14 protein-coding genes are annotated in these 21,126 nt (G+C 71.5%); 6 read left to right on the top strand and 8 right to left on the bottom strand.

Annotation, left to right across the window (positions count from 1 at the left end):
• Nucleotides 1-3: 3 nt before the first annotated feature.
• Nucleotides 4-1,998: an SIP domain-containing protein gene (locus tag ACT3SQ_RS03330; protein ID WP_441443680.1), complete on the top strand. Its 1,995-nt coding sequence runs from the start codon at nucleotides 4-6 to the stop codon at nucleotides 1,996-1,998.
• Nucleotides 1,999-2,125: 127 nt separating this feature from the next.
• Here the strand turns inward: ACT3SQ_RS03330 and ACT3SQ_RS03325 are convergent, their stop codons facing one another.
• Genes ACT3SQ_RS03325 through ACT3SQ_RS03295 form a run of 7 tightly spaced genes read right to left on the bottom strand, consistent with a single transcriptional unit; the run spans nucleotide 2,126 to nucleotide 10,006 of the window.
• Complete coding sequence (locus ACT3SQ_RS03325) at nucleotides 2,126-2,872, bottom strand: SDR family NAD(P)-dependent oxidoreductase (RefSeq protein ID WP_441443681.1); 747 nt, start codon at nucleotides 2,870-2,872, stop codon at nucleotides 2,126-2,128.
• Nucleotides 2,865-3,569, bottom strand: a complete 705-nt coding sequence (locus ACT3SQ_RS03320) for an IspD/TarI family cytidylyltransferase (protein ID WP_441443682.1) — start codon at nucleotides 3,567-3,569, stop codon at nucleotides 2,865-2,867. The genes ACT3SQ_RS03325 and ACT3SQ_RS03320 overlap by 8 nt, the downstream gene beginning before the upstream one ends.
• A gap of 48 nt (nucleotides 3,570-3,617) precedes the next feature.
• Nucleotides 3,618-4,406 carry an ABC transporter ATP-binding protein gene (locus ACT3SQ_RS03315; RefSeq protein WP_441443683.1) on the bottom strand — a complete coding sequence of 263 codons (789 nt, stop codon included), beginning with the start codon at nucleotides 4,404-4,406 and terminating at the stop codon, nucleotides 3,618-3,620.
• Nucleotides 4,406-5,242: an ABC transporter permease gene (locus tag ACT3SQ_RS03310; protein WP_441443684.1), complete on the bottom strand. Its 837-nt coding sequence runs from the start codon at nucleotides 5,240-5,242 to the stop codon at nucleotides 4,406-4,408. The genes ACT3SQ_RS03315 and ACT3SQ_RS03310 overlap by 1 nt, the downstream gene beginning before the upstream one ends.
• Nucleotides 5,239-6,552, bottom strand: coding sequence for a CDP-glycerol glycerophosphotransferase family protein (locus ACT3SQ_RS03305; protein WP_441443685.1), 1,314 nt, complete (start codon nucleotides 6,550-6,552; stop codon nucleotides 5,239-5,241). Before ACT3SQ_RS03305 ends, ACT3SQ_RS03310 begins: the two co-directional genes overlap by 4 nt.
• Complete coding sequence (locus ACT3SQ_RS03300) at nucleotides 6,528-8,285, bottom strand: glycosyltransferase (protein WP_441443686.1); 1,758 nt, start codon at nucleotides 8,283-8,285, stop codon at nucleotides 6,528-6,530. The genes ACT3SQ_RS03305 and ACT3SQ_RS03300 overlap by 25 nt, the downstream gene beginning before the upstream one ends.
• Nucleotides 8,282-10,006, bottom strand: a complete 1,725-nt coding sequence (locus tag ACT3SQ_RS03295; protein WP_441443687.1) for a Stealth CR1 domain-containing protein — start codon at nucleotides 10,004-10,006, stop codon at nucleotides 8,282-8,284. The genes ACT3SQ_RS03300 and ACT3SQ_RS03295 overlap by 4 nt, the downstream gene beginning before the upstream one ends.
• A gap of 193 nt (nucleotides 10,007-10,199) precedes the next feature.
• Between ACT3SQ_RS03295 and ACT3SQ_RS03290 the strand changes: the two genes are divergently transcribed.
• The 5 genes from ACT3SQ_RS03290 to ACT3SQ_RS03270 all read left to right on the top strand — a co-directional run bounded on the left by ACT3SQ_RS03290 (nucleotide 10,200) and on the right by ACT3SQ_RS03270 (nucleotide 19,607).
• On the top strand, nucleotides 10,200-11,762 hold the full coding sequence (locus ACT3SQ_RS03290) for a stealth conserved region 3 domain-containing protein (RefSeq protein ID WP_444600829.1): 1,563 nt from the start codon (nucleotides 10,200-10,202) through the stop codon (nucleotides 11,760-11,762).
• Nucleotides 11,759-12,646 carry a hypothetical protein gene (locus ACT3SQ_RS03285; RefSeq protein ID WP_444600828.1) on the top strand — a complete coding sequence of 296 codons (888 nt, stop codon included), beginning with the start codon at nucleotides 11,759-11,761 and terminating at the stop codon, nucleotides 12,644-12,646. The genes ACT3SQ_RS03290 and ACT3SQ_RS03285 overlap by 4 nt, the downstream gene beginning before the upstream one ends.
• Nucleotides 12,643-15,399 carry a Stealth CR1 domain-containing protein gene (locus ACT3SQ_RS03280; RefSeq protein ID WP_444600827.1) on the top strand — a complete coding sequence of 919 codons (2,757 nt, stop codon included), beginning with the start codon at nucleotides 12,643-12,645 and terminating at the stop codon, nucleotides 15,397-15,399. The genes ACT3SQ_RS03285 and ACT3SQ_RS03280 overlap by 4 nt, the downstream gene beginning before the upstream one ends.
• A gap of 66 nt (nucleotides 15,400-15,465) precedes the next feature.
• Nucleotides 15,466-18,873 (top strand): ATP-binding protein, encoded by a 3,408-nt coding sequence (locus ACT3SQ_RS03275; protein ID WP_444600826.1) that lies wholly within the window; start codon nucleotides 15,466-15,468, stop codon nucleotides 18,871-18,873.
• 221 nt (nucleotides 18,874-19,094) lie between these two features.
• Complete coding sequence (locus tag ACT3SQ_RS03270) at nucleotides 19,095-19,607, top strand: hypothetical protein (protein WP_441443691.1); 513 nt, start codon at nucleotides 19,095-19,097, stop codon at nucleotides 19,605-19,607.
• On the opposite strand, the gene ACT3SQ_RS03265 is transcribed toward ACT3SQ_RS03270, so the two are convergent.
• Nucleotides 19,570-21,120 (bottom strand): maltokinase N-terminal cap-like domain-containing protein, encoded by a 1,551-nt coding sequence (locus ACT3SQ_RS03265; protein ID WP_441443692.1) that lies wholly within the window; start codon nucleotides 21,118-21,120, stop codon nucleotides 19,570-19,572. The two genes, ACT3SQ_RS03270 and ACT3SQ_RS03265, sit on opposite strands and share 38 nt — an antisense overlap.
• Nucleotides 21,121-21,126: the final 6 nt, after the last annotated feature.

Raw genomic sequence — 21,126 nt, 5'->3', positions numbered from 1 at the left:
ACGATGGCACTGATCGAGACCCGCAACCTGCACCTGGCCTATGACCGTCGGGACATCGTCCGCGACCTCAGCCTGAGCCTGCCCGAAGGGCAGATCACGATCATCGTGGGCGCCAACGGCAGCGGGAAGTCGACCCTGCTGCGCGGGATGTCACGCCTGCTCACTCCGCGCAGCGGCACCGTGCTGCTGGACGGCCGTGATCTCCATTCCCTGCGCGGCAAGGAGCTCGCCCGCCGCCTCGGCCTGCTCCCGCAGACTCCGATCGCCCCCGACGGCGTCACCGTGAGGGAGCTGGTCACCCGCGGCCGCTTCCCCCACCAGGGCCTGTTCCCGCAATGGTCCGACCAGGACGAGCTGGCGGTGGCCGAGGCGCTCGCCGCCACTCGCACCGACGCGCTGCAGGACCGGCTGCTCGAGGAGCTCTCCGGCGGGCAGCGCCAGCGGGTCTGGATCGCGATGGCGCTCGCCCAGCAGACGGAGGTGCTGCTGCTGGACGAACCCACCACCTACCTCGATGTCACCCACCAGCTCGAGGTGCTCGACGTGGTCAGGGACCTGCAGCGGGAGCGCGGCACCACCGTGGGGATCGTGCTGCATGACCTGAACCTCGCCGCGCGCTACGCCGATCACCTGGTCGCCATGCGCTCCGGCGAGATCCATTCCCAGGGCACGCCGGCCGAGGTCATCACCCGCCAGATGGCGCATGAGGTCTTCGCCCTGGATGCCCACATCGCCCCCGATCCGGTCACCGGCACCCCGATGGTGCTGCCGCTGGGCCGTGACCGCACCGCCCCCGGTGCACACCACCACCACGAGGAGGACCCCATCTCGACCACCGCCGAGACCGCCCCGACCGAGACCGCCTTGAGCGCGACTGCCCCTACCGCGACTGCCCCGACCGAGGCTGCCCCGACCGAGACTCCCGCTGCGACCGACACGCGCGTCTCCGCCCTGGACCACAGCTCGATGCTCGCCTTCGAGCTGGAGGTCGCCGCACGCCGCAGCCTCGGCCCCTCGCTGGTGCGCTTCACCCTGACCGGCCCTGAGCTCGAGCACTTCGGCACCAACTCCCATGTGCTGGACCTGCGGATCAAGCTGATCATCCCCGGGCCTGCCGCGAGCGCAGACCACTTCGCCCCGGTGCGTCCCGGTGCGCTGCTCGACCCCGTCATCCACTCCGACTGGTACCGCAGCTGGCTGCAGATCGATCCCACCGACCGCGGCTGGATGCGCACCTACACGGTGCGTGAGCATCGCGCCGCCGGCCATCCCGGGAACCACACCGCGAACCCCGAGATCGACATCGACGTGGTCCTGCACCTCGACCCCGTCGAGGTCCCCGGCCAGGGCGTCGCCGCCCGCTGGGCCCGGGATGCGAGGGTCGGTGACACGCTCACGATGCTCGGTCCCAACCGGCATCTGGTGGGCCCCGAGTACGGCGGCATCGAGTTCCGGCCCGGCACCGCCCGCACCGTGCTGCTGGTGGGCGACGAGACCGCGCTGCCGGCCGTCGGCTCGATCCTCGAGGCGCTGCCCGCCTCGATCAGCGGTCACGCTCTGCTCGAGGTGCCCGAGGCCGGTGACCAGCAGCAGCTGCTGACCCGCTCCGGGGTGCAGGTGACCTGGCTGCCCCGCGAGGGCCGCCCGCACGGCGAGCTGCTCGACGCCGCGGTGCGGGAGCTGATGAGCGCGAACGCCCAGGCATTCCGGGGCACGGCGGGGGATGATCCCGCAGCGCCTGAGGGCTCCGCGGGGGCCGATGGCTTCGCAGGGGCCGACGGGTCCGCTGCAGCCGCGTCACCGGAGCTCGAGGACGTCGACGTCGACGAGACCATGCTGTGGGAGACGACCACCGGGCACGGCGCCTTCTACGCCTGGCTGGCGGGGGAGGCCGGGGTGATCAAGACCCTGCGCCGACACCTGGTCAGCGAGCTGGGGCTGGACCGGAAGCAGGTCTCCTTCATGGGGTACTGGCGCCTGGGCCGGCCCGAGCACTGAGCGGAGCGGACGCGAAGAAGACGCAAGAAGACCCGGCGAAGAGGCGGCGAAGACGCGGAGGGGACGCAGAGCGGAGACGGAGCGGACGCGGGCTGCCCTGGCCGCACCGGCCGCACCAGCACCCGCCTCACTGCCGCACGATGATGTTCTCCGAATCGATGTAGGCGCCCACCGGGGAGGTCAGCGCGCCGATCACCTCGGCGACATGCTCGGGCTGCATGATCGTGCGCGGATCCTCGTCCGGGGCGAGCACGCGCCGCAGCTCGGTCGCGGTGCGCCCGGGGGAGATGCACGCGACCCGGGTGCCGTAGATCGAGAGCTCCTCCCGCATCACCTCGCTCATGGTGATCAGCGCGGACTTCGACGCCGAATAGGTCAGCCAGCCCGAACGCCCGGTGACCCCGGCGGTGGAGGCCACGTTCACGATCAGGTCGAAGACGTTGCCGCGATTGAGGAGAGTCTTCACCAGCAGGAACGGTGCATAGAGGTTCACCTCCATGGTGCGCTCGAAGTCCGGCATCCTGACCTGCTGCAGCGGCACCGGGTTCGTGTAACCGGCGTTGTTCACCAGCAGATGGATGTGGCCCACCTCGTCGTAGAGCCGCTTCGCGGCGCGCTTGAGGGCGGAGCGGTCGCCGACGTCGAGCACGCAGGACAGGAAGCGGGTGCTGCCGTCATCCTCCTCGCGCAGCAGCCCGGCGGCCTGGTCGAGGTCCTCGGCGCTGCGGGAGACGAGGATGATCGTGGAGATGTCCGGCTCCTGCGCGAGCCGGCGGGCGGTCGCCAGTCCGATCCCGCGGGAGGCGCCGGTGATCAGGGCGGTGCGGCCGGGAAGCTCTGGCTGAGCACTGCGCGCGGTGGTCTGCTCAGACATCTCGATCCCTCTCTCCCTGCAGCAGCACGGTGGCCATGCGGACGTCGGTCGGGGAGGTCACCTTGAGGTTGGTGTCGCTGCCATCGAGGAAGTGCACCGGGAAGCCGGCGTCGGCGACCAGGGTCGCGTCCTCCGTGTACTCGATGCCCTCGGACAGGGCCTTCTCGTGGGCGGCGACCAGATCGGTGCGCCGGAACTTCTGGGGCAGCTGCACATTGCGCAGCCGGTCCCGGTCCAGCGAGCCGGTGACCTGGTGGGTCTCGGGATCCACGGGCGCGACGGTGAAGGGGATCGGTGACATCAGCGCGACGTTCTGCCAGGGCGAGTCGATCAGGCGCGTGAAGTCCGCGGCGGTCGCCAGCGGGCGGGCGGACTCGTGCAGGAGGATCTGGTCGTACTCGCAGTGCGGGAGCATCTCGCGCACCGAGGAATGACGCGTCGGCGCTCCCGGCACCAGCGTGATCGGGGTGGAGATCGCGTAGGCCTCGAGCACCTCCTCGATCTCCTTCCGCCAGCCCTCGGGGAAGTTCACCACGATCTGCCCTACCTGCGGCAGGCGATCCGCGGTGACCAGGGTGTACACGAGGATCGGGATGCCGCGCAGCTTGAGCAGCTGCTTGGGCTGTCCCGCTCCGACCCGGGCCCCCACCCCGCCGTTGAGCAGGACCAGCGAGAACGTCGCAGCGGCCGTCGTCATGGGTGTCTCCTCTCTGCTGGTGTCATCTCTTCTGGTCTCATCGCCGACTCAGGATTCCTTCTCGTAGGCGGTGAGCACCTCGCGGATCGGTCCGTCCTGGACCAGCTGTCCCTGGCGCAGGTAGAGCCCTCGGGTGCAGAAGCGGCGCAGGTCGTTGTCCTTGTGGGAGACCAGGAAGAGGGTGCGGTTCGCGGCCAGCAGCTCCTCGATCCGCATGTAGCACTTGGTGCGGAAGGCCTTGTCGCCGACCGCGAGCACCTCGTCGACCAGGATGATCGGCTCATCGAGCTGCGAGATCACGGAGAACGCGAGCCGGACCTTCATCCCGGAGGAGAAGTGCCGGAACGGCGTGTCCAGGAACTTCTCCATCTCCGCGAAGTCGACGATCTCGTCGAACTTCGCCGCGATGGTCTCCTTCCGCATCCCGTGCAGGCCGGCGGCGAGATGGATGTTCTCCCGCCCGGTGAGGTCCGGGGCGAAACCGCCGGTGATCTCGATCAGCGGTGCCACGCCGCCGGTCACCGAGACCCGGCCCGCATCGGGCAGCAGCACCCCCGCCACCACCTTCAGCAGCGTGGACTTGCCCTGCCCGTTGCGGCCCACGACGCCGACCGCCTCGCCCTGACCCACCTCGAAGGAGATGTCCTTGAGGCCCCAGAAGGCGTCGCCGTCGGGGCCCTTGTCGCGGCGGAAGAGCATCGAGCGCAGGCTCAGGTCGCGACGCTTGCGGGAGAACTCGACTCCCACCCCGTCCAGCGAGATCACGGGGGCGGCAGGGCTCCCGGCGGGCCCCCCGGTGGGGGAGTCGGCAGCGGGGAGAATGTTCGTGTCGTTCATCAGACCTCCTTCAGCACCTGACGCTCCATGCGACCGAACACCGTCCAGCCGATCACCAGAATGGCGGCAGAGATGGTGGCGGCCACGAGGATCGCGTCCCAGTGCACCGGACCGGGGAAGAGCCCGGCGCGATAGCACTCCAGGATCCCGGTGAGCGGATTGAACTTGTAGAGCCCGACGACCACCGGCGGCAGTGACGTGACCACCACGTCGTTCAGGCTGTAGATGATCGGGGAGGCGTAGAACAGCGCACGCGTGGCCACCCGGATCAGCGGCTCCACGTCCCGCACCAGCATGGTGATCGGGGAGAACAGGAGGGCGAGTCCCAGCAGCAGCATCAGCTGGATCAGGATGCCGACGGGGAAGAGCACCAGCTGCAGATCGAACTGCGGCCGGTAGAACACCGCGAAGACGGCGAGCACCGGGATCGACAGCAGGAACTCCACGCCCTTCGCGCCGGTGCTGCGCAGCACCCAGATCTGGCGCGGCAGGGAGGTCGAGGCGATCAGCCGCCGCTGGGAGGCCAGCGACTGGATGCCCTCGTTGATCCCGTTGGTGAACCACATGAACGGCAGCAGCCCGGAGAGCAGGAAGATGATGTACGGCTCCGCGCCCACCGTGCGATGGAAGATCACCGTGAACACGAACCAGTAGATCGAGCCCATCATCAGCGGCTCGAGCACGGTCCAGACATAGCCGAGCATCGAATCGGCGTAGCGCAGCTTGAGGTCGCGCCGGATCAGCACCGCGAGGATCTTCCGGGTGCGCACCAGCTCCCGGAGGGTCTGCGCGGTCGAGGTGCGGGTCCCGGCGGTGTAGGGGACGGGCCGGCTCACGGGGTCGTGACCCGGCTGCTCGGAGCGGACGGCGCCTCGTCCGTCGGCGGAGCGGGAGCGGGCGGGTCGGGCGGGCTCGGATCGGGCCCGCCGATCCGCGCCCACTGCTCGTCCCGCTGCGCTGCGAGGTCGCGGCAGGTGGTGAGGAAGCGGTCGAGGGACGCCCCCGGGGTGGTGTCCCCGAGGTAGTACTCGCTCAGGCGCAGTCGCTCCTCACGGCCCGGATCGCGGGAGATCGCCTCCATGGCGAGCCGCCCGGCGGCCGACGCCTCCTGAACGGTGAGACGGGGGAGCACATCGAGCATCCGGGTACCGGCCTCCTGAGCAGTTCCTTCGGCGGGGGTGGTGATGATCAGCGGCTTGCCGGTGGCGAGCCAGTCGTTCGCGACGGCGGAGACGTCGCAGATCAGCAGATCCGCCTCCGCGACGTCGAGCGACAGCGGGCGGTCGTCGGAGATGGTGTGCCCGCCCTCGGCGAGCAGCTCCCGCACCGTCCGGTCCGCTTCGCCGAACTCCGGCACCCGCACCCCGGTCAGCGGATGGGGGCGATAGATGATCCGGGCCCCCTCCTCCTGCACGGCGCGCAGCAGCGTCTCGGCGTGGGTGCGCAGCGAGCTGTAGGCGACAGAGGCCTGGCCGCCCTCCCAGGTGGGCGCGTAGAGCACGACCGGTCGTTCATCCCGGCGCTCCGGGACGGCGACCGCCTCCCGGTCGGTGTCCAGGGCGGGGCGGCCGACGGGGAGGCAGCGGGCGGCGGCGTCGAACAGGGAGGTGTACCGCGCATAGCGGTCGATCGCCGCCTGCCCCGCCACGAAGGAGTAGTCGTAGGCCTTCACCTGGTTGGAGACCGAGACGCCCTTGTCCGAGTCCCCGTGCAGCAGGGACACGTGGATGACCGATCGGGAGCGCAGCGGCGCCGTGTTCATCGGGTTGTAGTTCACGTACAGGATCAGCTTGGTGTCGCTGCGGGCGATCAGCCCGTCGAGGGTGGCGTCCAGGGCGACCGTCACCACCGGCATGTCCATCTCGTCCCGCAGCACCTCCGCGACCCGGGAGTCCATGCACACCACGGTCACGCCCAGCTCCGCATGGAGTGCTCGGAGCGGGCCGTACCAGCCGCGCAGCTGGTAGATGCTCTCTATGGTGTCGGCGAAGTAGACGATGACGTCGCCGTGCAGGGACTGGTCCTGGAGGTCCTCGTCGTCGCCGAGGCCGTCGGGCATTCCGCCGGGCAGCAGGTGGTAGCGGCGCAGGAGCCGCCCGCCCATGCTGCGCAGTCGGCGGTTCAGGGTGTTCTCTCGAGGCTGCAAGGCCTGCTCCCTTCGCGGGGCGAGGTGGTCGGGTCGGTGCAGTCGAACAGCTGCGACCAGGCCTGGGTGGTGGTGGTCAGGGGCAGGGCACGGCGATAGCTGCGGCGCAGGGGCCCCCAGCGCAAGGCCATCCGCAGGTGGCGCCGCGCCGTGCCGAGCAGGAGGCGGCGTCCTGTCGAGCCGCGCACCGGGTGGGCCATCAGGGCCCGGCCGGTCGCGTCGGTGATCACGATCGCGTCCGCCCCGAGGGCGGTGCGCCAGGTCAGGCGGTCCTCCCGCACACCCATCACCAGGCGCGGCGGCCGGTCCGGGCGCAGCAGGCGCAGCGTCGCGCGGGTGAGGGCGCGCAGCAGCGGCAGCGGGCGGTGGCGGGTGATCGCGAGGGGCTCGGCTGCGCGATCGGCATCCGTCCGGGCCGTCCAGTCGGCGCCCGCCTGCGTCGTCCAGTCGGCACCCGCCTGCATCGTCCACTCGGCGATCACTTTCCCGCCGTCGGCCCGGGCCCGTGCGAGGTCCCGTCCGAGCCAGGAGTCGGGGCCGGCGAGGAAGGACCCGATGCCGTCGTCCCACAGCGCGGTGGTCAGGTGCAGCCCGGAGAGGATGTGCTTGCCCTGGTGCAGCAGGGAGGAGGCGATCACGCCGCGGCCGGAGCCGTGCGCGGCGGCGGTCGCCAGCCGGTTGCGGTGCAGCACCCGTGCGGTCCAGGTCATCTGGGTGCGGTACATGGTCCAGGGCGGGTGATGGACGCTGGTCCCGGGCAGCACCACGTGGTGGTACCCGTGCTCGGTGGCCCGCAGCCCGTACTCGGCGTCGTCCCATTTCAGGAAGTAGGGGGCCGGCAGTCCCAGCTCCGCTGCCGTGCCGGGCGGGAACAGGGTCGCCCACCAGCCGGTGTAGTTGGCCTCGCCATGGGCGCGCAGGAAGCTCCACTGCTCGGGGGTGGTGCCCGACAGCTCGACGGGCCGCCGGATGCCGTCCGTGGCATGCCACTGGAAGTCCCCGCCCCGCACCGCCTCCGACACGGCGATCAGGCGGTCCGGCTGCTCGGAGGAGAACAGCGGGGTGCCCAGGATGGTGGGGACCGCGCACAGCGCCTGGAAGGTGACCATGCGGCGCAGGGACTCCTCGGACAGCACCGCATCATCGTCGGAGAACAGCACCGCGTGGCCGGGGGAGGCGGCGGTCTCGAGCATCCCGCGGGCATAGCCGCCGGAACCACCGAGGTTCGGCTGGGTGATCAGCCGGATCTCCGGCCGCTCGGCGAGCAGCCGGGTGACGGCGGGCAGCTGGGCGAGGGTGTGGCCCTGATCGACGACGATCACCTCATCGACGCAGTGCATCCGGGCGAAGCGCTCGGCCTGGGTGATCGCATCCTGCTCGCGGCCCCGGGTGGGCATCACCACCGTGACGGGCGGCAGCTCGACCGCACGCTCGACGCTCCAGGTGACGGTGCCGACCGGCCCCTCGATCCAGAGCCACTGCGGCCCTCGGGCGGAGAGCCGCACCTGGTGGCCGCCGACGATATCGACGGCGAGCGGCCAGCGCTGCCCGGAACGGGCCGCCCACAGGGTGGCGGGCCCGCCCTCGAACTCGAGGGTCACCGCCGCATCGCCCAGCACGGTCCGCCAGACCGAGGCCGGCAATGCCTGCCCCCAGAGGGGAGCGCCGGCGGCGGCGGAATCGGGAGCCCGCCAGGTGCCCAGGATCAGGGAAGCGCGGTGGGCCGTGCTCATGCCCGCCCCGGGATCTCGAAGGAGCTGGCATCGGGGAAGCGGCGCCGCAGGAAGGCGCGCACCTGGGCGTCGATCACCGCAGCATCGAGCTCCTGGGTGGACTCGTTGAGGCAGAAGGTCTCCAGCACGTCCCGGTCCTGCTCGAGGCCGGCCAGCCGCTCGGCCGCGTCGGGAGCGCCGACGTTCACGTAGCGGTAGCGGATGCCGCGGGTGACCGCACGCCCGGTGGCGTGGGCGTAGTTCATGTGCAGGGCGCCGGAGAGCGTCACGTCGTCGATGCGGCGGAACTGGGCGTCGCGGGTCGCGGCGACGACCTCCGGCCAGCGCTCCTCGATCTCCTGCGAGATCGTGCGGCGCAGGGCGAACGGGGTGTGGAAGAGCTTGCGGGAGACCCGCTTCCCGGTCGCCTCGTGCACGAGCGCCCGGGCGTTCTTCCCGGCGGAGTCGGAGGCGGGCTCTCCCTGGGCCGGCGCGCCGGGGGCGACATGCGCGCGGGACATGTACATCGACGCGATCCCGTTGGGGTTGAAGAAGAGCTCGGGGGCGACGGGGGAGGAGAGGAAGACGTCGTCGTTGAAGTACAGGAAGTGCTCGCTGAGCCCTTCGATCCGGTGCAGGTTCGCCTCGATCGCCTGCGAGTTGAAGGTCGGCAGCCTGGTCCCGGCCGGAGCGATGTCCGCGTGGTCGACGACCGTGAGCCGCGGATGGTCCGTTCGCAGCCAGGTGGGGCGCTGGCGGTCCGTGACCAGGTAGACGTGGCGCACCCACGGTGCGTACTGCTCGAGGGAGCGCAGGGAATGGCGCAGCTCATCGTGCGCCACGAAGCGCAGATCGGCGGCGGCATGCTCGGTCATCCCGTGCCCCGTATCGGCCTCGAGGGCCGTGCGCTTGCGGGCCAGCCAGTCCGGGTCGGTGCCGTCGACCCAGGTGTAGACCACGTCGATCGGGAAGCCGACCTCGAGCAGCGCGGTCTGCTGCAGCGGGGCGAGCGCGTCCTGCGCGGTGGTCCCGAGTGCGGGCGAGGGGGTCGCCGAGGGGACGCCGGGCGGGGCGGGGAGGTCTGCTGCCGCCGTCGCCGGCTGGAAGGCCTCCTCCTCGAGGAGCTCCGTGAACTTGTTCCAGACGGCGGCGGTGAAGCGGCCGCCGTCGGCCCGGTCCCAGCGCTCGAGGCGCACGGCCGTCTCGAAGCCGTAGCGGGCGATGACGCGGCCCTCGTGGAGCGTGACGGCGGGGGCCAGGAGATGGAGGGTGGAGGCGCCCTCGACATCTTCGGTGGGGGGTGCGGCGCTGTAGACGGCGCAGCCCGCGGCAGCATCACCGCTGCCCAGCAGCACGTGGTCGAGATCGCGGGTGAGGACCGCGGCCGCGCGCCCCCAGTCCTCCCGGCGCACGCCCAGCACAGCGGAGGCGGCAGTGGGCGACCGGACGGCGACCGCGGTGATCCCTTCCGCGCCGAGGGCCTCTCGCACGTGCCCCAGCAGCTCGTGCGCGTGCTCCTGTGAGGAGCGCAGGGGGACTGCCCGCACCGGAAGGTCTCGCGCACGGAAGGGAAGAGGGGCGTCCAGCACGGCTCGTGCGGCGCTCCCTGAGGCGGAGCTCTCTGACAAGGTGAGCGCGCTGTCGAGGGTGCGCATCCGCCGCTTCGTCCGATCGCGACGGGCTGTCTCCGCCACCAGGCTCTCCAGGTGGCGAATACGGCGCCAGACGGTGCGCAGCGGCATGGCCTGGTGGGCTCCCTCCGGGACGGGGACAGGGACGATGGCGTCATCAGCGCATAGGGACGAGCTGCCGGACGACGACGCCGTCCAAGGGTCAGAACCCGAGAACGGCGAGTTCCCGGACTATAGCAATGTGAACCGCCGATGAACGCGAGGTGTACTGCGATGGGCGCGTCTGACCGTACACTCGGCGACCGTGGGAGAGACCCGGCGCATCGCAGCGAAACTGCATCGAGGGGATGTGGTCCGTCAGCTGAGGCTGTCGGGCCGTGGCCTCCTGCCCGCGGCAGCGCCGGGGAACGTCTGGACAGGCCTGCGCGCGCGGCCGCGCCAGGCCCGCCTGGTCGCCGCCCCGGACCTGCACCGACTTCGCGGCGAGCTGCTGGAGGGCGTGCTCGCGACGATCTCCCCGATCGTGCCTCTCCTCGCCCCTCCCGTCCCGCGCCATCCGTGGCGACTCGCCATCCGCGCGCAGGACGCAGCCGCCCTGCTCGACGCGCTGCAGGATCTGCCGCCGCACTGGGAGGTCACGCCCGCCCGCAACGGCAGGTCAGTGGCCCTGCGAGAACGGTTCGCCGTCGCCGGCCGCGAGCTGGAGCGCACGGCCGACCTCGAGCTGAGGGTGGATGTGCTGCGGCGGGAGGGGGAGACGCACCGCGGCGCCGCCCCCGGCACCCCGGGAAGGATCCCCGCCGCGACCTGGGAGGAGATGGCTCTCGAGAGCCTCTCGGCCTCACATCGCGAGCCGGGTCCTCCCGCGATCAGGGGACCGATCGACGTGGTCTACACCTGGGTCGACGGCGGCGATGCGGGATGGCGGGCGCGTCGCGACGCCGCGCTGGCGGCGACAGCGGGCGTGGACGGCACGACCGCCCGGCACCCCTCGGCGAGCGACGAGGGCCGGTTCGAGAACTCCGATGAGCTGCGCTACTCCCTGCGCTCTCTGCACCGCTGCGCGAACTGGGTGCGCCGCATCCACCTGGTCACCGACGGCCAGGTCCCGGACTGGCTGCGTCCGGACGACCCGCGGATCCAGGTCGTGGATCACCGTGAGCTGCTCGGCGGCAGCCGGTTCAACTCCCATGCGATCGAATCAGCGCTGCACCGCATCCCCGACCTCACCGAGCACTACCTCTACCTCAACGATGACGTGCTCTTCGGCCGGATCGCGCACCCGGGCGACTTCTTCGCGGCGGAGGGGGTCGCCCGTTTCTTCCCCTCGGACCTGCCGATCGACCCCGGGCCCCCGACGCCCGCCGATCCACCGCTCATGGCGTCTGCCAAGAACGGTCGGGAGCTGCTGGCAGACCGCTTCGGGATCGAGGTGCGCACGAAGATCCGTCACACCGTCCATCCGCAGCTGCGCAGCGTGGCCGCCCAGATCGAGGCGGAGAACCCCGAGGCGATCGCCCGGACCCGTGCGGCGCTGTTCCGTTCCCCGCAGGACCTCTCGGTGGCGTCCTCCCTCCATCACTGGTACGCGCATGCGCAGGGACGGTCCGTGCCGTCGACCCCGAACTACCTGTATCTCGACCTGTCGGCCCCGCATGCGCCACAGGCGCTCGACGCCCTGGGGTCGCTGCGCCGCTACGACACCTTCTGCCTGAACACCGAGGAGAGAGCACTGACCCCGACCATGCGCACCGAGCTGAGCAGCTTCCTGGAGGGCTATTACCCCGATCCCGCGCCCTGGGAGGTCGGTTCCCCGGAGGTGCCGGGACGGACGCCGACCGAGCGCCCCGAGCGGAGGGCGCCGTGACGGCGCGCTCCGCGCTCCGTACCCTGCTGGTCCGCGGTTCTCGATCCCCGCGCGCCGTGCTTCGTCGTGTCCGCGCCCTGGTGCGGGACGCCCGTCGCGCGAGCGCCGTCCCGGTGCAGATCACCCTGGACGGCCACGACCTCCTGAACTGGCGTTCGCCCGATCCCTCCGTGCTGGGACTCGTGCTGTGCGACAGGCGGGGAGCGGCCGTGAGCAGCGAAGCCCTCGCCGCAGCGGGGCCGCCGCACGGAGTGCATGCCCTGAACGGCCTCGAGCAGGACACCTATGAGCTCCGGACCCGCACCGCCCGCGGAGAGCGTGAGGTCCGGCTGCTCACCGCAGGCGACGGCACCCTCAACGAGGCGCGCACCTCGGAGGCCGGGGTGTGGCGATTGGAGACTGAGCCGACCCCGCGGCTCGTCCACCGCCCCGCGGAGGCGGAGCCCCCCGGACTGCTTGCCCTCGAGGCCGCGCACGGACTCGTCGCGCTCGACATCGGTCCCGTTCAGGGGGCGTGGGACCTCACCGTGGAACGCAGGGGCGGGACCCGACGGATTCCGGTGGAGCCACGCCCGGACCGGACCGGGGCCGTGCGCGTCTATCGGCTGGGCCGCGCGCAGTGGGGTGCCGCGGGGCTCCCCCTGACCGGGGAGACCACGATCTGGGATGTGATCCTGCGCCCCGGCGCGGAGCCGGATCGTCGGGTGCGGGTGGCCTGGCGCGGAAGCGGCATCGCACGCCCCCGGGATGCGATCCGCCTGCGCGCCGTGGTGTCGTACTCCGTCGCCGGTCAGCGGATCGTCGTGCGTCCGTACTGGACGAAGGACCAGCATCTCGCCCTCGAACTGACAGCGACCCCCAGCATCGGAGGAGACCCCGGATGAAGCTCACCTACCTGCTGACCACCGCCGATGCGCGCGCCGGTACGGAGAAGGCCTTCGCGGACCAGACCAGGGCCATGGCCGCCCGCGGGCACCGGGTCGAGGTGCTGAGCCTCTACCGGCTGCCGGAACCCGGGTTCGACTTCGGTGACGGCGTGCGGATCGTGCACCTCACGGACCTCGCCGGTCCCGAGGGCGCGCCCAGCCTGATCATCCCCGCCGAATGGGACGACCAGTTCTGCGAGAGCGCGGACTCGGCACTGATGACCTGGCTGGGACGGTGCGATGCCGATGTGGTGATCACCTCGACCCCTGCGCTCACGGTGATGGCGCTGCTCGCCTGCCCCGACCGGGTGCGCATCGTCGAGCAGGAGCACCGGGCCTCGATGCGCCGCGGGATCACCGCCGCCCCGCTGCTCCGCCACGGACCGAGGGTCGACGCGCTGGTCTCCCTGACGGCGCGGAACGCCGAATGGCTGCGCGAGCAGTGGGGAGCGCGCTCGCCGCGGATGGAGGTCATCCCCAATGCGCTGCCGGCGACGGGACGGCCTGTCAGCGGCGGTGGCCAGAAGGTCGTGATGTCTGCTGGACGCATGGTGCGCTCCAAGGGCTTCGGTGACCTGATCCGCGCTTTCGCACAGGTCGCGAACGAATTCCCGGAGTGGCGACTGCGGATCTTCGGTGACGGCCCGCAGCGGGGCGAGCTGCTGCGCACGGCCCGGGATCTCGGGATCGCCGGTCGGGTCGAGCTGATGCCGCCCACCACCGACATCGAGGCCGAATGGGCGCGCGCCTCGCTCGGTGCGCTCGCCTCGAGCAGCGAGGGGCTGCCACTGGTGCTGCTCGAAGCCCGCGGTGCGGGCCTGCCGGTGATCGCCTACGACTGCGAGACCGGACCGCGGGAGGTCATCGAGAGCGGGAAGGACGGGTTCCTGGTCCCAGTCGGGCACGTGCAGGGCCTCGCGTCGTCCCTGCGTCTGCTGATGGGGGACGAGGGGCGCCGTGAGGCGATGAGCGCACGAGCCGCCGAGTCGCTGCGCCGCTTCTCCCCGGACGTCGTGGCGGAGCAGTGGCACACGCTGCTGGAGGATCTCGTCGGAGAAGGCCCCTCGGCCCGTCGGCGCGAGGGAGGCGCGGGAGCTCACGGCGCGGTCGGGGCCGGTGACGGGGCGCTCGACGGCGCGGAGCGCCTCGAACGGCAGGAGAGCCTCGGCTCCGCAGGGGGCGAGGACCACCGCGGTCCCGAGGAAGGAGCTGACGGTGAGGACCGGACCGAGGACGGCATTCTCCGCGTCGGCCCGGAGGACGTGCTCCCGCACCGGGCGCGGGAGCGCAATCGCACGGCGCTGGCGGAGCTGTTCTCCTCCTGCCCCGTCCGCTGCCGGCCGCTGCGCTCCGCAGGGGCGACGTCCTGGGCGGTCCCGAGCTCGGACCGCGAGCACGTGCTCCAGTACCTGGTCGACCACCACGAGGACCTCGGCGCGCTCGAGGTCCGGCTGTACGGCGGGGCGGCTCGACTCGACGAGGACGGCCGCTCCTGGTGCCGGGACCTCGAGGAGGTCGCCTGGTCCGATGTCACCCGCGCCTATCTCTTCCAGCACTTCGAGGTGGGCGGCACCGGGGTGCACATCGGCTACGCCGCCGGGATCACCCTCGAGTTCTGGGACGAGGACGAGCGCCGCCCGGGCCTGATGAGATCCCGGCATGTCAACGACGAGGTCGAGGTGCTGGCTCCCGAGCAGTTCGACAGCCCCCTCTTCGGGCCGTGGACCCCGATGCGCGGGCGGACGCTGTGGTCCTCGATCGAATTCCCCATCGACGTCGTCTACACGTGGGTGGACGGCGCGGACCCTGCCTGGCGGCGCAAGCGCGCCGCGGTCGAGGCGGGCGGCGAGGGGCAGGTCGATGCCGCCGGCCTGGCCCGCGCCGAACTCGCCGCCGGGGAGATCCGCTTCTTGAACCGGGACGAACTGCGGTTCTCGCTGCGCTCCCTGGCCGCGCATCTGCCCTGGGTACGGCGCATCCATCTGGTCACCGACGCCCAGCGCCCCGGGTGGCTGGTGGAGGACGAGCGGCTGCGGATCGTGGACCACCGGGAACTGTTCCCTGACGCCTCGGTGCTGCCGGTCTTCAACTCCCACGCGATCGAGACCGTGCTGCACCGGATCCCCGGCCTCTCCGAGCACTTCCTCTATCTCAACGACGATGGGTTCTTCCTGCGTGAGCAGACGCCGCAGCAGTACTTCACCGCCGCCGGTGCGGCGCGGTTCTTCCCCTCGCCGACCAAGATCAATGATCTCGGAGACCGGGCCGAGCCGCACGAGGCGGCGGCGATGAACAACCGCGACCTGCTCGAGGAGCGCTTCGGCGTGACGATCACCCAGGGGATGCTGCATTCGCCCCATCCGCATCGTCGCAGCTATCTCGAGGAGCTCACGGAGCGTCACGCACCTCAGATCGGCCGCACCCGGGCCGCGCGCTTCCGCAGCCCCGCAGACGTCTCCCTGGTCTCCTCTCTCGCCCAGCACTCCGGGCATCTCGACGGCAGGTATGTGCAGTCCGGGCTCCGGGTCGCCTTCGTCCCCCTCGGCGCCCCGGACAGCGCCGCCCGGCTCACCCGGGTCCGTGCCGGTGCGCTGGACTACCTGACCCTCGGGGAGGCGGGGGACGATCCCGACCCCGAGTACACGGTGGAGCTGATGACCAACTATCTCGCGAAGCGGTTCCCGATCCCGTCCCCCTGGGAGCGCCGCTGAGCGCCACCTGCCGGGGTCACGGAGCAGGAGCACGTGGAAGGCGCCCGGACTCGGTACCCTGACCGGGTGCCTTCGACGACTGAGACCGTGACCCCGCAGCGGCAGGATGGACTGGATCTGCCCGGCGTCCCGACCGAGCCCGCGCCCGCGGGGACGGTCACCGACCCCGACCACCCCCATCCGGGGCAGTGGCGGCTGGTCGCTGTCCAAGTCTCCAACTGGGGGACCTTCCACGGCACGCACGATCTGAAGATCTCGCCCAAGGGCTACTTCCTCACCGGCGGTCCGGGCACCGGCAAGTCGACCCTGCTGGACGCGATCAGCGCGCTGCTGACCCCGCCCCGCACCCTGCAGTTCAACGCCGCGGCCTCGGACGCCGGGCCGCAGCGCTCGAAGTACCGCCGCACCGTGGCCAGCTATGTGCGCGGCGCCTGGGCGATGCACTACGACCAGGCCACCGGGGAGTTCAGCCAGGAGGTGCTGCGGGAGAAGACCACTCTGTCGGTGCTGACCCTGCGCTACAGCGACGGCCAGGGCGGCACCGTCCAGCTCTCGCGCCTGCTCCTGCTGCACGCCGGGCACTCCGCGGACTCCGACGTCAAGAGCCTGTACATCATCGCGCGGACCCCGCTGGACGTCACCGACCTGCGCCAGTTCGTCTCCACCCAGATCGAGGGCAAGGCCCTCGAGGCAGCGCATCCGGGCACCCAGACCTTCCGCCAGTTCCGCGAGTACCGCGCCGCGTTCAGCCAGCTGCTGGGGATCCCGGACGAGAAGGCGCTGGGCCTGCTGCACAAGATCCAGTCCGCCAAGGAGCTCGGGGACGTCAACGGGCTGCTGCGCGACTACATGCTCGACGCGCCGCGCACCTTCGAACTGGCCGATCAGGCGCTCGCGAACTTCCACAACCTCTCCGAGGTGTACGAGGCGCTGGTGACCGCCCGCGAGCAGCGGGATCTGCTGCGCGGCCTGCGCGGGAACCACGAGGACTGGACCGCGATGCGCTCCCGGGGCGGAGAGCTGGTGGACCGCCGCGCCGATATCGACGTCTTCGCCGCCCAGCACCTGGTGCGGCTGCTCGGCGACGAGACCGACCGGCTCCAGCTCGAGCGCGACCGGCTCGCCGCGCAGCAGCGCCGCCTCGGCCAGGACGTCACCGAGGCCCGCTCCGACCTCGCCCAGCTCAAGGAGCAGCGCAAGCGCGCCGGCGGCGGGGAGATCGACGACTGGAAGCAGCAGATCGCGGGCCTCGAGGTCGAACGCGAGCGGCGGCGCGAGCGCGGCACCGAGTTCGCCGCCCAGCTGGCGACCGTCGAGCTGCGCACCCCGGCGGGGGAGGACATGTTCCTGGCCCTGCAGCGAGAGGTCCTGGCGCTGCGTGAGAATCTCGAGACCGAGGAGAAGGGCGCCGACGCGGCCCGCTGGGAGGCCGAGGCGGCCGTCCGCGAGCTCGGTCAGACCCTCGCCCGTACCCGCGAGGAGCTCGCCTCCCTCACCTCCCGCGCCTCGAACCTCCACTCCGAGGATGTGGCCCTGCGCGACCACATCGCCGCCGAGGTGGGCATCTCGCCCGCGGAGCTGCCCTTCGCCGCCGAGCTGCTGCAGGTGCGCACCGGTGAGGAGGAGTGGACCGCCGCGGCCGAGCAGGCACTGCGCGGCCTGGCCCGCTCCATCCTGGTCCCGGACCGGGTGTACCGAGAGGTCGCCACGGTCATCGACCGCACGAAGCTGCGCCGTCGGATCTCCTACAACCGGGTCAACACCGACCTGCGCCGCCCGGCGAAGAGCATCGACGAGCGCTCCCTCGCCGCGAAGCTCGACGTCAAGGACGGTGAGTTCCATGTGTGGCTGTCCCACGAGATCGCCTCCCGCATGGACTACACCTGCGCGGAGACCCTCGAGGAGTTCACCCGCCTGAACCGGGCGGTGCTGCGCTCGGGGCAGATCAAGCATTCCTCCACGCGGCACGAGAAGAACGCCGACAGGCAGATCAACGACCGCTCCCAGTGGGTGCTCGGCTTCGATAACCGCGCCAAGCGGGCGGTCTTCGAGTCCGAGCGCACCCGGGCCGAGCAGGCGCTCTTCGAGGCGCAGGCCCGACGCAAGGATGTCGAGGGTGAGCGGGAGCGGCGCCAGGAGCGCCTCTACGCGCTGCAGCTGATCAGCGCCGTCACCTGGGACGACATCGACGCGGCGTCGGTGGCCCGGCGGGTGGCGAACCTGCGCGACATGGTGCGCGCCGCTGAGGACGGCTCGTCCGCGCTCACCGAGCTGGCCCACCAGATCGACGAGGTCGAGCGGTCCATCGCGGACAGCGACGAGGAGCTGCTGGAGGTGGTGCGCACCGCCGGCAAGCTCGCCGAGCAGGCAGAACGCGCCGAGGAGCGCCTCACCGCGGCGCGCGAGCGGGTCGCCGATTCCGCGCTCGATCCCGAGGTCGAGCAGGAGCTGGCCGAGCGCTTCGCCGCGATCGCCCCCACTCTGGTGCTGTCCACGATCGACCAGGTCACCAAGGACGCCTCCGCGACCCTGGATGCGGAGCTGATGGACCTCACCCGCCGCACCTCCCGCGCCGAGGAGGACATGCGCACCGCCATGCGCGAGTTCTCCCGCCGCTGGCCCGCCCGGGCCGGCGACACGGCGCCCACGCTCGAGGGGGCCGACGACTACCTCGCGATCCTGCAGCGGATCGAGGAGGAGAAGCTGCCCGAGGTCGAGGACCGCTTCTTCGAGTTCTTCACCGGCAACACCCTCGGCGACGTGCAGGCCCTCGCCACCGCGATCGCCCGTGAGCCCGCGGAGATCCGCAAGCGCCTGCAGCGGATCAACGCCCTGCTCGCGCAGGTCGAGTTCCACTCCGGCCGCTATCTGCAGCTGTCGATGCGCCCTGTGCACCTGGCAGCGCTGGACGAGTTCAAGCGTGCGCTCGAGGAGGCGGTGGCCGGCTCCGCACTGCATGACATCTCCCGCGACCGCGAGCTGGCCGAGGAGCGCTTCCTCTCGCTGCGGCACCTGATGGACATGATCGGCTCGGCCCGCACCCGCGACGACCAGGTCTCCCGGGTGATCCTCGATGTGCGCCGGCACGTGCACTTCCACGCCGAGGAGGTCGACGCCGAGGGCACGGTGGTCCACGCCCACGAATCCGGCGGTCCGCTCTCGGGCGGTCAGAACGAGCGGCTGGCCACCTTCTGCCTGGCGGCGGCTCTGCGCTACCAGCTGGCTGGTACCGGTCAGGAGGCGCCGCGCTACGCCCCGATCATCATCGACGAGGCCTTCTCCAAGGGCGCCGGCAAGTTCATCACCGCGGCCATGGAGTCCTTCCGTCACTTCGGCTTCCAGGTGATCCTCGCCAACCCTGGCAAGAACCCGCAGGCCCTGGCCCCGTTCATCGGCGGTGTGGGTGTGGTCTCGATCCGTCAGGATCGCTATTCCTCCGTGGCCCCGGTGGAGTTCGTGCCCGTCTCGGAGTGAGGGACGGGGCGGGGTCGATCTGGGCTGCTCGCGTCGACCGGGGTGCTGACCAGACGACGGGGCGGATCAACCCTCGTTACCATTCAGTAGCGTCTGAGTGCATGGGGAGTTCTCCCCATCGGCAGCGGGGCCCGGGATCGGTACCCTGGTCGCCAACCGTTCCAGTCCGGCGGTGCAATGGCACGTCGTCGCCGAGGCGGCACGACAGGGGAGGGTGGGCGATGATGTCAGCGCTCCCGGTGCACTCTTCGGACTCGATCCCGGGCCAGGACGAGACCCACGGACGGATCCACGAGCTGCTCAGCGCGGTCACCACCGCAGTGCTCGAGCAGCAGCCGGGGCTGATCACCTTCGGGGATCACCGTCCCCAGCGCGACCGCTCCTCCGGGAACTCCTGGCATGGCCTCCAGACTCTCTGCCACGTCAGTGCTCTGCTGACCAGCTCGGGCCTGCCGGAGGACTCCGCAGCCGCCGCCACGGAGCTGCTGGACGCCGCCGACACCATCGCCCGGTCCCGCGGCATGCGTCGCCGCTCCGAGCAGCAGGGATGCGGGATCATCGGGCGCACCTGGATCGATGCGACCGGGGATCTGCTCGAGGTGATCGTCGGGGTGCGGGTGGCCGTGCGCGCGATCAGCGCGCCGTTCCTGCCAGGCTCCCTGTCCCCGAGGGCCACCACCAGTCCGACCTCGGCGCTCAGCCCGCTGACCCCGCCTCCGCGCCTGGTGCGCTGATCCGCTCGAGCGCCGCCAGCGGGATCGGCAGCCAGTCGGGGCGGTTCCGCGCCTCGTACAGCGCCTCGTAGACGGCTTTGTCCGCCTCGAATGCGGCCAGCAGCACCGGTGCTGCGGAGTCCTCGCCATCCTCTCCCGCGGCCTGCGCATAGCCCTCGAGGAAGGCGGCGCGGGCGTCTGCTGCCCAGGCGGTGGCATCTGTCCCGTGCTCGGCGTGCACCGCTCCCACCACGTAGTCGAGGCTGCGCAGCATCCCCGCCACGTCCCGCAGCGGCGAGTCGGGAAGGTTGCGCTGGGCCAGCGGGCGCAGCGGCTCGCCCTCGAAGTCCACCAGCACCCAGCCCCGGTCGGGCACCAGCAGCACCTGGCCCAGGTGCAGGTCACCGTGGATGCGCTGCAGCGCGGGCCACGGCACCTCGGCGGCGGCCGCCAGCAGACTCGCGATCCGCTCATGATGGACGGCCACCTGGGGGACCTCGGCGGAGATCTCGGAGAGCCGCCTCCGCATCTGCTCGATGGTCTCCCGCACCAGGGAGTCATCTGCGGGAGTGGTGCCGAGCGAATCGGCGAGATCTCGGTGGACCTCCGCCACGGCGGCGCCCAGCTGGCGGGCGGCCTCCCGGAAGTCCTCTCCGGCGGCTGCCAGGCGCAGCGCCACCCGCCAGGCGTCCTCGACCCCGGGCAGGAACTCCTGGGCGAACAGGGAGTGGGTGCGGAGCCCCGCCACCGCCACCGTCGCGGATCCCACCATCGCCGGCACCCGTCGGCTGCCAGCGGCGGTCAGCGCACCCTGCAGCACCACGTCGGGGTTCTGACCGTCCTGGAGCACCCTGAACAGCTTGAGGATCAGCGGCGAGGCACCCTCCGTCTCGACGATCAGCGAGGTGTTGGACTGCTCCCCGGAGAGCAGGCGGCTGCGCATCGCGCGGCCCAGCGGGAGCGGGGCATCGGGGGCGGTGCGGTGGGAGGCGAGGCTCAGCGAAGGCCCGAGCGCGCCCTCCCCGGAGACCAGGGTCGCGATGATCGCCGCGCGGCCATCGGCATCTCGGGCGGCGTCATCCACCCGCAGCGGCCCGCCGGGCACCGCGAGCACCCCCACCTCGGATCCCTCGTCCCGCGCCCCGGAGGGCGCTCCGGGCCGTCGCAGCACCAACGGGACCTGATAGAGGGCTTCGGCGTCACGGGGGAGGGAGACTGCGACCGCGACCAGCGCCACCACGTGATCCGGAGCCACCCGCAGCGGCGCCCACCCGCGGATCGAGACCCGGGGGGCCCCGGCACCCTTGTGCGCGTACCAGCGCTGGGCCAGCATCCAGGCCGCCAGCTGCTCGGTGAGCTGCTCGAGCACCTCGCCCAGCGGCGGCAGCGCAGAGACGTCCAGCAACGGGGAGACGTCGAGCGGGGGAGAGCCGTCGAGCAGGGCAGAGCCGACGTCCTGCGCGGCGGCTCCTGAGCCGTCAGGTACCGCCTCGGCATCCGGAGCAGGAGAGGAGGTGGTGTGCGTCTCATCCATGCGCTC

The organism is Brachybacterium sp. AOP42-C2-15, assembly GCF_052377065.1.
Taxonomy (GTDB): domain Bacteria; phylum Actinomycetota; class Actinomycetes; order Actinomycetales; family Dermabacteraceae; genus Brachybacterium.
Note: the sequence above shows the minus strand (reverse complement) of the source record. Positions and strands in the feature narration are given on the sequence as shown.